This window comes from Geminicoccus sp., from assembly GCF_035556675.1.
In the GTDB taxonomy this organism is placed as follows: Bacteria; Pseudomonadota; Alphaproteobacteria; order Geminicoccales; family Geminicoccaceae; genus Geminicoccus.
On sequence record NZ_DATMFZ010000224.1, the window covers coordinates 1 to 15236 of the forward strand.

At 73.8% G+C, this 15236-nt stretch carries 3 protein-coding genes; all 3 read left to right on the forward strand.

Features of this window, described 5'->3' with window-relative positions; translation table 11 throughout:
* Positions 1–2085: amino acid adenylation domain-containing protein (locus VNS22_RS15870; protein ID WP_325734076.1), on the forward strand; the 2085-nt coding region annotated here is incomplete at its 5' end.
* Positions 2082–7607 carry a beta-ketoacyl synthase N-terminal-like domain-containing protein gene (locus VNS22_RS15875; protein ID WP_325734078.1) on the forward strand — a complete coding sequence of 1842 codons (5526 nt, stop codon included), beginning with the start codon at positions 2082–2084 and terminating at the stop codon, positions 7605–7607. The genes VNS22_RS15870 and VNS22_RS15875, both read left to right, overlap by 4 nt.
* The coding region (locus VNS22_RS15880) for an SDR family NAD(P)-dependent oxidoreductase (protein WP_325734079.1) at positions 7604–15236 on the forward strand (7633 nt) is incomplete at its 3' end. The genes VNS22_RS15875 and VNS22_RS15880, both read left to right, overlap by 4 nt.

The window sequence follows — 15236 nt, forward strand, 5'->3', positions numbered from 1 at the left end:
GTGCCGGACCTGCCGTCGGTCGATCCGGCCAGCCTGGCCTATGTGATCTTCACCTCCGGCTCGACCGGCCAGCCCAAGGGGGTGATGGTCGAGCATGGTGCTGCCCTGAACACGATCCTGGACCTCCACCGGCGCTGGCAGGTGGGCCCAGACGATCGGGTGCTGGGCCTCTCCGCGCTGAACTTCGACCTGTCGGTCTACGACCTGTTCGGCCTGCCAGGGGTGGGCGGGGCGCTGGTGCTGCCGGACGAGGCCGAGCGCCGTGATCCTTCTGCCTGGGCGGCGCTGATCACCCGGCACCGGGTGACGCTGTGGAACACGGTGCCGGCTCTGGCGGCGATGCTGGCCGAGCACGGCCTGCCGGCAGACCATCCGCTCCGCCTGTTCCTGCTGTCGGGCGACTGGATCCCCTTGGAGCTGGTGCCCAGGCTGCGCGCGCTGGCGCCGGACGCGGCGCTGGTGTCGCTGGGTGGCGCCACCGAGGCCGCGATCTGGTCGATCTTCCACCCGATCGGCGAGCTGGATCCGGCCTGGAGCTCGGTGCCCTATGGCCAGCCGCTCGCCAACCAGACCATGCAGGTGGTCAACTCCAGAGGCCAACCCTGCCCGGACTGGGTGGTGGGCGAGATCGAGATCGGCGGGATCGGGCTGGCGCGCGGCTATTTCGGCGATCCGGCACGCACCAACGAGCGCTTCCGCACCGATCCCCAGACCGGCGAGCGGCGCTACCGGACCGGCGATCTCGGCCGGTTCCGGGAGAACGGGCTGATCGAGTTTCTGGGCCGCGAGGACTTCCAGGTGAAGGTGCAAGGCCACCGGATCGAGCTGGGGGAGATCGAGGCGCAGCTCCTCCAGCACCCGGCGGTGCGCCAGGCGGTGGCCGCCGCCTTGCCCGCGCCTGGCCAGCCGCACAGCAAAACCCTCCATGCCTTCGTCGTCCCCAACGAGGCCGGTGGGGGAACGGACAAGGCGATCCAGGTCCTGGAGCGGCCGGGCCGCCGCCGCCTGGATGGCCGCCCGCGCCTGCAGCTCGCCGAGCGCAGCCCGTCCGCCGAGTTCGCCCGCCGCCGCTCCGTGCGCAGCTTCGCCGACACGCCCGTGCCGCGCAGCGCCTTCGACAGCCTGCTCGGCCGTCTCGCGGGCGAGGAAGGCGGGCTGGTGCGCCACCGCTACCCGTCCGCCGGCTCCCTCTATCCGGTCCAGGCCCATCTCCTGGTGAAGCCCGGCCGGGTGGAGGGCATCGACGGCGGCGCCTACTACCACGACCCGGTGGACCATGCCCTGGTCCGCTTGGCGCCCGACGTCCCGCCGCTCAGCGTCGGCCACCCGCCGACCGCCCGGTCGCTGGGCGAGGCCGCCTTCCTCCTCCTCCTGGTGGCCGACCTCGCCGTGCTGCGGCCGACCTATGGCGACGCCGGGCGCGACTTCTGCCTGCTGGAGGCCGGCTATCTCGGCCAGCTGCTGATGACCGACCTGCCGGATACGCTGGGCCTCCTGCCGGTCGGCGGGCTGCAGGTGGCAGGGCTGGCGGACACCCTGGCCCTGCACGACGACCAGGTGCTGGTCCACGCGCTGGCCGGCGGCGTCCCGGATGCCTCCAGCCGCCCGGGCAGCCTCGCGGCCGACCTGCAGCGCCACCTGGCCCGGCACCTCCCGGACTACATGGTGCCGCGCCGGATCACGCTCCTGCCCAGCCTGCCGCTCAGCGCCAATGGCAAGGTCGACCGGCAGGCGCTGCGCCCGCCGGTCGAACCCCTGCCGGAAGCAGGCGGTGCGGAGACCGCCTCGATCCGTACCCTGGTCGGCGAGATCCTGGGCAGCGACGCCATCGGCGACCACGCCAACCTGTTCGACCTGGGTGCCACCTCGCTGCATCTGGTCCGGCTGCAGCGCCGCCTGGCCGAACTGCATGGCGAGCGGGCGCCGGCCGTGGTCGACCTGTTCCGCCTGCCGACGGTCGCCGACATCGCCCGCCATCTCGCAGAAGCCCCGGCCAGCGCAGCCGCAGCCGACGGCAATGCCCGCGCCCAGCGCCGCCTGGAGGCGCGCCGCCGTGCCCTGCCGCAGGACCGATCGGCCCGATGAGCGGGTCGATCGCGATCATCGGCATGGCCGCCCGCTATCCGGGCGCTTCCGACCTCGACGCGTTCCGCGATCTCCTGTTCACGGGCCGCGATGCAGTCAGCCGGATCGGCCCGGACGAACTCGCCGCCGAGGGCGTGCCCGAGGCGCTGATCCAGGATCCGCGCTACGTGCCGGCCGCCGCGGTGCTGGACGGGATCGACCGGTTCGACGCCGCCCGCTTCGCCATCCCGCCGCACGAGGCGGTGCTGATGGACCCGCAGCAGCGCGTCCTGCTGCAGGTGGCCGCCGACGCCCTGGACGATGCCGACCTCGATCCCAGGCAGGGCGGCCTGGCGATCGGCGCCTTCGCCGGGGCCGCGATCAGTACCTACCTGCTCACCCGCCTGGCCCCGCATGTCCTGGCCGGCCCCAGCTCGGCCGCCCAGCTCACCGCGATCACCGGCAACGACAAGGACTATGTGGCGGCCCAGCTCGCCTACCGACTGGACCTGCAGGGCCCGGTCGTGAGCGTGCAGACCGCCTGCTCCACCTCGCTGGTCGCCGTGCACCTGGCCTGCCAGAGCCTGCTGAATGGCGAATGCGACGCCGCCCTGGCCGGCGGGGTCAGCATCCGCGTCCCGCATCGGGTCGGCTACCTCCACCAGTCCGAAGGCATGCTCTCCCCCTCCGGCCGCTGCCGCAGCTACGGTGCCGAAGCGGACGGCACGATCTTCGGCAGCGGCTGCGGCGTGGTGGTGCTCAAGCGCCTGGACGACGCCCTGGAGAACGGCGACCCGATCCGCGCGGTGATCCTGGGCAGTGCCATCAACAATGACGGGGCGCGCAAGGTCGGCTTCTCCGCACCCAGCCAGGAACGCCAGGCCGCCGTGGTCAGCGAGGCCATGGCCGTGGCCGGGATCGGCCCGGACGGGATCGGCTGCATCGAGGGCCACGGCACCGGCACGCCGCTGGGCGACCCGATCGAGGTGGCGGCGCTGGCCGGCATCTTCCGCGGCCGGCCGCAGGGCTCGGTGGCGCTGGGCTCGGTGAAGTCCAATATCGGCCATACCGAGACCGCCGCCGGCATCGCCGGCCTGATCAAGGCCGTGCTGATGCTGGAGGCGGACCGCCTGGCGCCGACCCTGCACGCCGCGCAGCCGAACCCGCGCATCGGCCTGGAACACACGCCATTCCGCCTCGTCCAGGCGGCGGAGCCCTGGCAGGGGCCGCGCCGGGCAGGTGTCAGCTCGTTCGGCATCGGCGGCAGCAATGCCCACCTCGTGCTGGAAGCCGCCACGGTCCCGGCACCCCGCCCCCCACGCCCGGCGCCCGCCCCCGGCAGGCGTTACTGGTACCTGCCGCCAAGGCAGCCGGGCGACCTGCTCTCCGCGGCCACCGCCAGCGGGCAGGGCAGCTTCCTGCACGAGGCCGACCTGTCGCTCTCAGGTGACCCGTTCCTCGCCGATCACCAGGTCGACGGGCGGATCCTCCTGCCCGGCGCCGCCTATCCCGCGAGCCTGCTCGAGCGCGGTCTCACGTCCCTGGAAGGCTTGGCCATCCATGCGCCGGTGGAGATCCCGGCCGAGGACGCCATCCCGTTCCGCCTGGTCCTGGAGCCCGGCCGTCGCGCCCGCTGGTTCTGCCAGGTGGACGGCCATTGGCAGCCCGCCGCGGAAGCCGGCCTGCCTGCGACCACGCCCAGCCTGTCCAGTCCGCCCGACATCGCCATCACCGGGCAGCTCGATGCCGAGTCCTGGTATGCCCGGCTCGAGGCCGCCGGCCTGCGCTTCGGCCCGGCATTCCGTTCGCTGACCGAGGTCGCGACCGGTGCACAGGCGGCCAGGGTCCGGCTGCGCCCGGGCGGCACGCCGCTCGCGGTCATCGATGCCGGTCTGCAGGCAGTCGCCGCGGCATTCGCGGGCGAGGATGGCGGCTACCTGCCCACCGCCTTCGGCCGCCTGGACCTCGACCCCGCCATCGCCAGCGCCACGACTGCCACCGCCAGGCTCGAAACGACCGGTGACGGCAGCGTCACCGCCGGCATCTGGTGGACCGACGCACAGGGACGGACGGTGGGCCAGGCTCAGCGGGTCGTGTGCCGCAAGGCCGCCGCCCCGGCCGATCCCTTCTACCGCCTGGCTTGGCGGGCGGACGTCCCGGACCGGATCGCTGAAGTCCACGAGCGTCTGGAACGGATCGCCGCCGGCTTTGCCGCGCAGGTCGGCAGCGTCGCGGAGGTCGCACCCCGCCACCAGCGCTATGCCGCCCTCCTGGCCCGCCATGCCGCCGATGATCGCCGCTCCCCCGCACCGGCCGAGGAGGCGGAGCGCCTGGCCGACGAGCATCCCGACCACCGCCACGAGATCGAGCTGGTCGCCCGTACCGGCAGGGCGCTGCCGGAGATCCTGGCCGGCCGCCGGGACGTCCTGGACATCCTGTTCGATGGCGATGGGCCGACCGGCGCCTATGCCGGCTCTGGCCTGACCGACGCGGTCAACGCCCAGGTGGCCGCAGTCGCCGCCGGCACGACTGCCCGCCGCGTGCTGGAGATCGGCGGCGGCACTGGTGCCACCACCGCGGCGATCCTGCCGGTGCTGCCCAAGGACGCCGACTATCTGTTCACCGACATCGGCAGCGCCTTTCTCGGTGCTGCGGCCGCGCGCTTCGCCCGCCACCCGGGCTTTCGCACCGGCCTGCTCGACATCACCGGCGACCCGCTCGCCCAGGGCATGGCGGCCGACAGCTTCGACCTGATCGTCGCCGCCAACGTCCTCCATGTCGTTCCCGACCTGCGCCAGGCCCTGGCGCACATTGCCCGCCTGCTCGCCCCGGGCGGCCGCCTGCTCCTGGCAGAAGGCACGGCCTCCGTCGCCCGCCTCGACCTGGTGTTCGGCGCCACTGACGGCTGGTGGAGCTTCGCCGACCCGCTGCGCCCGGACCACCCGCTGCTGCCGGCGGAGCGCTGGATCGACCTGTTCGGCGAGGCGGGGCTGGCAGCGCCCGCCACCGTCTTCCATGCCGGCACCCAGGCAGTCCTCACCGCCGTCCGCCCGCCGGCCGGGACCTGGCTGGCGCTGGGTGGCGATGCCGGGATCGCTGCTGGGCTCGGCCTGGACTGGGCAGCACGGCTTCCGGACGGACCGGTCGAGGGAGTCGTGGCGCTGCCGGCCCTGGCCGGGCTGCCAGCACAGGAGGCGGTGGCCCAGCTCGCGGCCCTGGCCCGCGAGCTGACGCTCCGTGCAGCGCCGCCGCGCCTGCTGGTGCCGACCCTGTCCGCCGAGCGCGTCGCCGCCGATGAGCGCGCTTCGGCGGATGGTGCTGCCATCACCGGCTTCGTTCGCACCCTCGCCCTGGAACATCCGGAGCTGCGGCCGCGCTCGGTCGACCTGGAATCCCTGGATCCCACAGCACTGGCCGCCGAAATGGCGCTGGCCGATGCCGAGGACCGCACGGCCTGGCGCGGCGGCCGTCGCCTCCGCGCACGCCTGGAAAGGCTGCCGCCAAGGCCGGCACCCACTTGGCGCCTGCGCCCCGACCTCGGCCGCGAGCCGCTGCCCCGGCCGGATCCCGGCCCGGGCCAGGTCGTGGTCCGGGTGCTGGCGGCCGGGCTGAACTTCAAGGACGTGCTGATCGCGGGCGGTCTGGTGCCCGCCGATCATCTGGGCGGCGAGTGCGCCGGCGAGGTGGTGGCGCTCGGCAGCGATGTCGAGGGTATCGCGCTGGGCCAGAAGGTGATCGCGGTCGGCGGCGGCGCGCTCGCCCACTATCTGGTGGCCGACCGGGCCCTCGTGGTCCCGCTGCCGCCCGGACTGTCGGCAGCGCAGGGTGCTGCCCTGCCGGTTGCCGGCGTCACCGCCTGGCATGCCACGCGCGGCCTGGCGCCCGGCCAGCGCGTCCTGATCCACACCGCCACCGGCGGTGTCGGCCAGTTCGCCCTGCGCCTTGCCATGGCCGCCGGTGCCGAGGTCGTCGCCACGGCCGGCACCGAGGAACGCCGTGCCTGGCTGCGCGCCCAGGGTGTCGCGGAGGTCTACCCGTCCCGCGATACCGCGTTCGCCGCCACCGACCCGGTGGACCGCGTCATCGGCGCTGTCGCGGGCGAGGTGCGCCGCGCCAGCCTCGACCTGCTGCGCCCGGGCGGCCGCTTCATTGAACTTGGCCGAGTCGACCTGCTGTCCGCCGAGGAGGTGCGCCGCCTCCGGCCGGACATCACCTACGAGCTGGTGGAGCTGGACCGGGTGGATGCCGCCATCTTCGGCCGGCTCCTGCGCGAACTGGTGGCGGCCGTCGCCGCCGAACCGACGCTCCTGCCGACCCTCACGACCCTGCCGCTGGCAGAAGCCGGGCAGGCGCTGGCCGCGCTGCGTCAGGCGGAGCATCTGGGCAAGCTCGTCCTCCTCCCGGACTGGCCGGTCCCGATCCGCGCGGACGGCAGCTATCTCGTCACCGGCGGCCGCGGTGGAATCGGCGCGGACGTGGTCGAGTGGCTGCGTGAGCGGGGCGCCGGTGCCGTGCTTACGCTGGGCCGCACGCCTTCCGACTTGCCCGGTGCCATCACCGGCGACGTGGCCGATCCCGCAAGCCTGACACGGGTCGCCGACTACATCAGGGCGCACCACCTGCCGCCCCTGCGCGGCGTCATCCATGCCGCCGGCGTCCTCACCGACCGCGCGATCACGGGCCTGACGCCCGCCGAGATCGCAGCCCCGCTCCAGGCGAAGCTGGCCGGCGCCCAGGCGATCGCCAGCGCCTGGCCGGAACTCGAGCTGTTCCTCGCCTTCTCGTCCGCCGGCGCGGTGCTGGGCTCCCCCGGCCAGGCCAGCCATACCGCCGCATCGGCCGCCCTGGACGCCTTCATGGCCGGCCGGGGCATCGCGATCGACTGGGCCGCCTGGGCCGGCAAGGGCGCCGCGGTGGCGCGTGGCGCCGATGCCCGCCTTGCCCGGATCGGCGTCGGAACGATCGACCGCGCGACCGCGCTGCGTGCCATGGACCGGGCACTGGACCGCGACGCTGCCCACCTGGTCGTGCTGCCGATCGACTGGCAGGCATTCCGCGCCGATGCCGCGCCGCCCGTGCTGGCGGAACTGCTCCTGCCCAAGCCGGCCCCTGCCACACCCGATGCGGCGCCGGCCCCGCCGGAGCGGCCGGCCATCCTGGGGCTCGATGCGCTCCGCCGGCAGGTGATGGAGACCTGCGCCCGCCTGCTGCCGCCCGGCCAGCCGCTCGACCCGCGTCGGGCGCTGACCGACCAGGGCATGGACAGCCTGGGCGCCCTGGAGCTGCGCAACCGGCTGGGACAGCTGGTCGGCACCCGCCTGTCCGCCACCCTCCTGTTCGACCATCCGAGCGTGGAGGCTCTGGTCGCCCATCTGGCGACGGAGCTGGGCCTGGTGGCGTCGCAGGAGCCGGCCGATCCGCCGGCGCCGGCCGCCGCGGATGCGGTGCCGCAGCCCATCATCGATCCGGACAGTCTCGACGACGCCGCGCTGGACGAGGAGCTGGCGCGGTTCGAGCGCATGCTGGCAGAGGACGACGCGTGAGCCGGGACGACGAGCGCAGCATCAAGCAGCAGACCCTGCGGCTGCTCGGGAAGATGCAAGCCCGGGTCGACGCAGCCGAGTCGCGCCTGCGCGCCCCGGCGGCGATCCTCGGCATCGGCCTGCGCTTCCCCGGCGCGGATACGCCCGACGAGTTCTGGGCCGCACTGGCGGAAGGCCGCGACCTCGTGCGCGAGGCGCCGGCCGAGCGCTGGAAGCTCGCCGACCCGGCCTCGCCTGCCCGTTTCGGCGGCTTCCTCGACGGGATCGACCGGTTCGACGCCGACTTCTTCGGCATCAGCCCGCGCGAGGCGGCCTCGATGGACCCCCAGCAGCGCCTGGTCCTGGAGGTCGCGTGGCACGCGCTGGAGGATGCCGGGATCCGCGCCGACCTGCTGGAAGGCAGCCGCACCGGCGTGTTCCTCGGTATCTGCACCGCCGACTATGGCCGCCTGGGTGATGCCGAGACCCGCAGCGAGGACGGCTATGCCGCCACCGGCGGTGCGCCGGGTGTCGCCGCCGGGCGGCTCGCCTATGCGCTGGGCCTGACCGGGCCGGCCCTGGTGGTCGATACTGCCTGCTCCTCCTCGCTGGTCGCCACCCATCTGGCGATCCAGGCGCTGCGGGCCGGCGAGTGCGACCTGGCGATCGCCGGCGGGGTCAACCTGACGCTCGCCCCGTTCGGTGCGGAGACGCTGGGGCGGATGCAGATGCTGGCTCCGGACGGCCGCTGCAAGGCGTTCGACGTCCGCGCGGATGGTTTCGTGCGTGCCGAGGGCTGCGGCATCCTGGTGCTCAAGCGCCTGGGCGATGCGACCCGCGACGGCGACCGGATCCGTGCGGTGATCCGCGGCAGTGCCGTGGGCCAGGACGGCCGCTCCGCCGGACTGACCGCCCCGTCACGCCCGGCCCAGGAATCGGTGATCCGCGCAGCGCTGGCCAATGCCGGGCTTGAGCCTGGCGAGGTCGACGCGATCGAGGCGCACGGCACCGGCACGGCCCTGGGCGATCCGATCGAGATGCACGCCCTGGCCCGCGTGTTTGCCGGGCGCGACCGGCCGCTCTGGGCAGGCTCGGTCAAGAGCAATATCGGCCATGCCGAGGCGGCGGCCGGCGTGGCCGGCCTGATCAAGGCGGCGCTGATGGCCGAGCGCGGCGCCATCCTGCCGTCGATCCATTTCGAGCGGCTGAACCCGCACATCGAGCTGGACGGCGTCGACATCCGCGTGCCCGTCGCGCTCGCGGCCACGCCGCCGCGCGCCGTGGGTGTCAGCAGCTTCGGCTTCAGCGGCACCAACGCCCATCTGCTGGTCGGCCCGCCGCCACCAGCCGCCATGCCGGCCGTCGCCAGTGACGAAACGAACCCGGGCCTCCTGATCTCGGCGCACACCGAGGCGGCGCTGCAGGCGCTGGTGGCCGAGTACCGCCGGATCCTCGACGCCGACCCTGCTTCATTTCCCCAGCTCGCCCGCAATGCCGCCCGCCAGCGCGCCCGGCTGCGCTGGTGGGTCCATGCCTTCTCCGCCGACGAGCTGAGCACCGCCGTCCCCAGCCAGGCGCCCCATCCTGCCGTCGACGCCCCGGCCGGCCCGCACGTGCCGCTGCCGCTCTACCCCTTCCAGCGCCAGCGCTTCTGGCTGGACACTGCCGGCGCCACCGCGCGCGCCACCCGTGACCCGAACGGCGAGACGGTGCTGGAAACCCAGCTCTGGCCGAGCGCACCGCTGGTCGCCGAGCATGTGGTGAACGGCCGGCCGCTGCTGCCGGCAGCAGCGATCCTGCTGACCCTCGTTGCCGCCGCCACCGCTGCCGGCCAGGGCGGCAGACTAGCCGACATCGAGTTCGCAGCACCCGTCGAGGTCCGCCATCCGCGGCGTCTGCGAACGATGGTGGGCCAAGCCATCCGCTGCTTCGTCGGGGACGATGGCTGGCAGCTCTGCGCGCAGGCCCGACCGGGCGAGCCGGCAGTAGCCCCGGGGTCGGCCGATCTCGACCGCCTGCACGCGTCCTGTCCCGACCCGGTGGATCCGGGCGCGTTCCATGCCTGGCTCGAAGCGACCGGTTTGCGCTTCGGTCCCACCTATGACGCCCTGCGCCAGATCCGCCGCGGCCCCGGTCAAGTGCTGGCTCGGCTGGAATCGCCCCTCCCGGAGATCGTGCTCGACGCGGCGCTGCGCTCGGTGGGCGCACTCCATCTGGGTGCGGGCGGTGCCGTCCGGATCCCTGCCCGGATCGGCGCCTTCCACCGGTTCGGCCCACTGGAAACGGCACGCTGGGTGTCTGCGCAGGTAACGGAGCGGGACGAGGCGATCCTGGCCACGCTCGACCTGTTCGACGAATCTGGCCAGCCGGTCGCCCGGATCGAGCGGCTGGAACTGCGTGCCGCCGCCACATTGGCCGATACCTGGCGGGACTGGCTCCATGCGGTGCGCTGGGAGCCGGGACCAGATCTCGTCGAGGCCGCGGCGATCACGGCACCGCTTGCCGACAGCGCCGAGCATGGTCGCCGCCTGGATGCCCTGGCCGCCCGCTATGCTCGCGAGGCCGTCGAAGCGGTGGCCGAACCGGCGGTCGTGGCGCGCCATCTGCCCCTCTATCGCCAGCTCCAGGTCCTGGCAGCCCATGCCGAAGCGGCCGAGCCCCCGGCTGACGGGCCGGAACTCGACCTCCTGCACCGCTGCGGCCAGGCGCTGCCCGCGATCCTGCAGGGCCAGGCCGACCCGCTGGCCGTGCTGTTCGCCGATGGCGGGCCTGCCGCGATCTACCAGGACGCCCCGGCCTACCGGGCCGGCAACGCGCTGGTGGCGCTGGCCGCCCGCTTCGCCGCCCATCCGGCCGGCCGCCTGCGCGTGCTGGAGATCGGTGCCGGCACGGGCGGCACCACCGCCGCCATCCTGGAAGCCCTCGGGCCAGAGCGGATCGACTACTGGTTCACCGACGTTTCCCGAAGCTTCCTTGAGCAGGCGACCAGCCGCTTCCCCGGAATGGAGGCCCGCCTGCTCGACATCGAGCGGCCGCTCGCCGGGCAGGACATCCCCGAGGGCCAGTTCGACCTGGTCGTGGCCGCCAATGTCCTCCACGCCACCGCCGACCTGCGCCAGGCCCTCCGCCATGCCGCGTCGGCGCTGCGTCCCGGTGGCTCCCTCGTGCTGCTGGAAAGCACCACGCAGGGCGGCTGGATCGACCTGGTGTTCGGCCTGACCGAGGGCTGGTGGCGCTTTGCCGACCACGACCTGCGCCACACCTATCCACTGCTCACCGAAGCCGCCTGGACGTCATTGCTGGCCGAGGAAGGCTTCGACGTCCTGCCCCTGCCGGGCCCCCATGGCGTCCTGCCCGGCCAGACCGTCCTCCTGGCTAGCCGGCACCAGCCGGTCCGGATCGTGGCGGACCCGGGCCAGGGCAGCATCGCCCAACGCTGCATGGCCCTGGTCGAGGCGGTCCGCGCATTGCCGCCCACCACGCGCCGCATCGTGCTGCAGACCAGCAATGCGGCGACCGATCCGGGTGCCGCCGCGCTATGGGGCATGGCGCGCACGCTGCGCCGCGAGCGGCCGGAACTGGACATACGCTGCCTGGATCTCGTCGACGGCGCACCCGAAGCGGCGCTGGCCGAGGAGAGCTTCGCGGGCGAGGCCGAGATCGTCCGGAAGGGTCAGCAACGCCTGGTCCCGCGCCTGGCCTCCGTCCAGGTGCAGGGCGACCGGCCGTCCCTCGATCCGGACGCCTGCTACCTCGTCACCGGCGCCTTCGGCGGCCTGGGGCCGGTGATCGCCGACCATCTGGTGGATGCGGGTGCCCGCCGCCTGCTGCTGGTCGGCCGCATCCTGCCTGCCGGCGACGACCGCTTCGCCGCTTTGTCCGCCCGCGGCGTCGAACTCCGGCTGGAAGCCTGCGATCTGGCCGATCCCGCGGCACTGGAGGCACTCCTGGACCGTTGCGGCCCGATCCGCGGTGTCGTCCATGCCGCCGGCCACCTCGCCGATGCCACGTTCGACCGCCTGGACCTAGGCAGCCTTGAGCAGGTCCTGAGTGCCAAGGTGGAGGCCGCCGACCTCCTGGACCGGCGCCTGCCCGACGCGGACCCGTTCATCCTGTTCTCGTCGGCCGTGGGCACGTTCGGCTCTGCCGGCCAAGCCGCCCATGTCGCCGCCAGCCTGGCGCTGGACGCCATCGCGCGGCGCCGGCGGGAGCGGAGGGCTGCGGCGGTCAGCATCGCCTGGGGCGCCTGGGACCGGATCGGTGCGGCGGCCGGCCGCGCCGATCTGCATGACCGCCTCCAGGCCCAGGGCCTCGGCACCATCCCGCCGGCTGCCGGCCGCGCCATCCTGGACTCCGCCTGCGGCAGCGATACCCCGGCCTTCCTCGCCCTGCCGATCGACCGACCGGCCTTCCTCGCGAGCTTCGGCACGGACCGCCTGCCCGACCTGCTGGCCAACTGGCAGCTGCCCACGGCCAGGCCGGTCGAGCCGGCGAGGATGCCCACTCCGTCCCCGGCACCCGCACAGTCCGTGGCGGAGACGGTGGCGGCGGAGGCCGCCCGGATCCTGGGTCATGCCGACCCCCGCCGGCTGCCGACGGGAACCAGCCTGTTCGAGCTGGGCCTGGATTCGCTGATGGCGGTGCAGCTGCGCAACCGCCTGTTCGAGCGGTTCGGCGAGTCTGCCGCCAGCACCACGCTGCTGTTCGACCATCCGACCATCGATGCGCTGGCTGCCCATCTGGAAGGAACCGCCCGCCCAGCCGCACCGGACGTCGCGGCACCCAAACGGTCCGCCAACGAGCCCATCGCGATCATCGGCATCGGCTGCCGCTTTCCCGGCGGCGGCCAGGATCCCGCCTCGTTCTGGCAGTCGCTGCTGGCCGGCAGCGACGTGATCGGCCCGCTGCCCGAGCTGCGCCGCCAGCTGCCGGGTCACGAGGGGGAGGGGCTCGAGGCCGGCTTTCTCCCCGACATCGCCGGCTTCGATCCGACCTGGTTCGGCATCTCGCCGCGCGAGGCGCCCTATATCGACCCGCAGCATCGCCTCCTGCTTGAGGTCGCCAGCGAGACACTCGCCGATGCCGGCCTCGACCCGAAGGACGTTGCCGGCAGCCGCACCGGCGTGTTCGTCGGCATGTGCAACTACGACTATGCCGCGATCGCCGCCGCCGGCGACCAGGTGGAGGGCTATGCCGGTACCGGCTCGGCGCCGTCGATCGCCGCTGGCCGGCTCGCCTACACGCTGGGGCTGAACGGCCCGGCGCTGGTCACCGACACCGCCTGCTCCTCCTCGCTGGTGGCCGTCCACCTGGCGGTCGGCAGCCTGCGCGCCGGTGAGTGCGGCATGGCGATCGCGGGCGGCGTCAACCTGATCATGGGCGGCGGCACCACCACGGCCCTCGGGCAGCTGCAGATGATGGCGCCCGACCGGCGCTGCAAGGCGTTCGACGACCGGGCCGACGGCTTCGTGCGCGGCGAGGGCTGCGGCCTGGTCCTGCTCAAGCGCCTCTCGGACGCCGAGCGCGACGGCGACCCGATCCACGCCGTGATCCTGGGCTCCGCCCTGAACCAGGACGGCCGCTCTGCCGGCCTGACCGCACCCAGCGGGGCCGCGCAGGAGGCGGTGATCCGTGCCGCCCTGGCCGATGCCGGGCTGGAGCCGGATGCGATCGACCTGGTCGAGGCGCATGGCACCGGCACCGCGCTGGGCGATCCCATCGAGGTCCATGCCCTGCGCGACCTGTTCGGCGCGCGTTCCCGGCCGCTCTGGGTCGGCGCCATCAAGACCAATATCGGCCATGCCGAGGCGGCCGCCGGCATTGCCGGCCTGATCAAGGCAGTCATGGCGCTCCGCCACGGCGTCCTGCCGGGCAACCTCCATTTCCGCCGCCTGAACCCGCATATCGCGCTCGGCGACGCCGACCTGCGCTTCCCGGCCGAGCCGGTGCCAGGCCCGTTTCGCCATGCCGGCGTCAGCTCGTTCGGCTTCAGCGGCACCAACGCCCATGTCGTGCTGGCCGCCCCGCCGGCCGGGGTGACGGCACGGCCACCGCTGCCGGCCCCCGCCTTCCAGCGCCGCCGCTACTGGGTCGAGCCGCGCCGCCAGCGCAGCCTGCCCAGGACAGCGGGCCATCCGCTGCTCGGCCGCCGCCTGCGTTCCGCCGTGGCGCAGCGGCAGTTCGAGCAGCAGCTGGACCCGGCCAGCCCGCCCTGGCTGGCCGACCACCGGGTCGAAGGCCGGGTGATCCTGCCGGCCGCTGCGATGGTCGAGATGATGCTGACGGCCGTGGACGGGCCGGACCCGGTCCGGCTGACCGATCTCGCCTTCCACGCCCCACTCGACCTGGCCACGGAGCCGGTCCTGCACACCGTGCTGGACCCCGACACCCGGACCGTCACGATCTTCCAGCTGCCGGACGACGAAGCGGCACCCTTCGGGAAGCTGGCCGAGGCCCGCTTCGCTACGGCACCGGCTCCCGAACCAGTCGAGCTGCCGGCCGAAGGACAGCAGCTCGACCCATCGGCCCTCTACGCCGCCTTCGCTCGCAGCGGCCTGGCCTACGGCCCGGCCTTCCAAGGGCTGGCCGCACTCCGCCGCCAGGAGGACACGGCCGTGGCGGAGCTGACGCATCGGCCAGACCCGACCTTCCGCCTCGATCCCCGGCTGCTGGACGCGGCCTGGCAGGCCCTGGCGGCCCTCCTGCCTGAGGACACGGACGGCACCTGGCTCCTGGCCGGCGTGGAACGGCTCGACTGGTTCGGCGGCACGCCCCGCCGGGCCCTGGTCCGCAAGGCAGGACTGCAACGCTTCGACGCGCTGCTCCTGGACGAGGGCGGGTGCATCGTGGCCGCCTGCCACGGCGTCGGCATGGCCCGGATCGCCCGGGCCGGCGGTGCCGCCGCCATCCACGACCTCCGCTTCCTGCCGGTTCCGCCGGACGCCCTGGCCGATTCCCACCCGCGCCGCATCCTCGATCTGCGCGGCCAGTCCGATCTGATGGCCCTGTTCGGCCAGGTGCTGACTGCCGTCGCTGAGGAAGCCGCCTCTGCAGCGCCACGGCCCCTGCTGCTCCGGACCGATGGCGCCTTCTCCGGCACCAACCCCGCCCAGGCTGCCGCGGTCGGACTTGCCGGCACGATCGCCGCGGAACTGCCGGAGCTCGACCCGCGCCTGCTCGACGGCCAGCCGGACCTGGTGCCGCCGCTGCCGGCCGACCCTACCTTCCGCCTGCTCCGCCTCCAGAACGGCGAACTGTCCCGCCTGGAGCTCGAGCCACGCGAGCCCGCCGAGCTGCCGCCCCCGGCAGGCAGCTTCACCCTGCGGCGCGACCAGGCCACCACCAGCCGCTCGCTTGCCTGGGAATCCCGCACGCCACTCAGGGCCGGGCCGGGTGAGGTCGTGGTCGAGATCGCCGCTGCCGGCATCAACTTCCGCGACGTAATGAACCTGCTGGGACTCTATCCCGGCGATGCCGGGGCGCCAGGCGTGGAATGCGCAGGCGTGGTCACCGAGGTCGGCCCGGGCGTCACCACGCTGCGGGAAGGCGACGTCGTCGTCGCGATCGCCGCCGGCTGCTTCGCCGACCGAGTGAAGGTCGATGCACGCCTGGCCCGGCCGATCCCGCCAAGCCTCGACTGGAGCAGCGTCG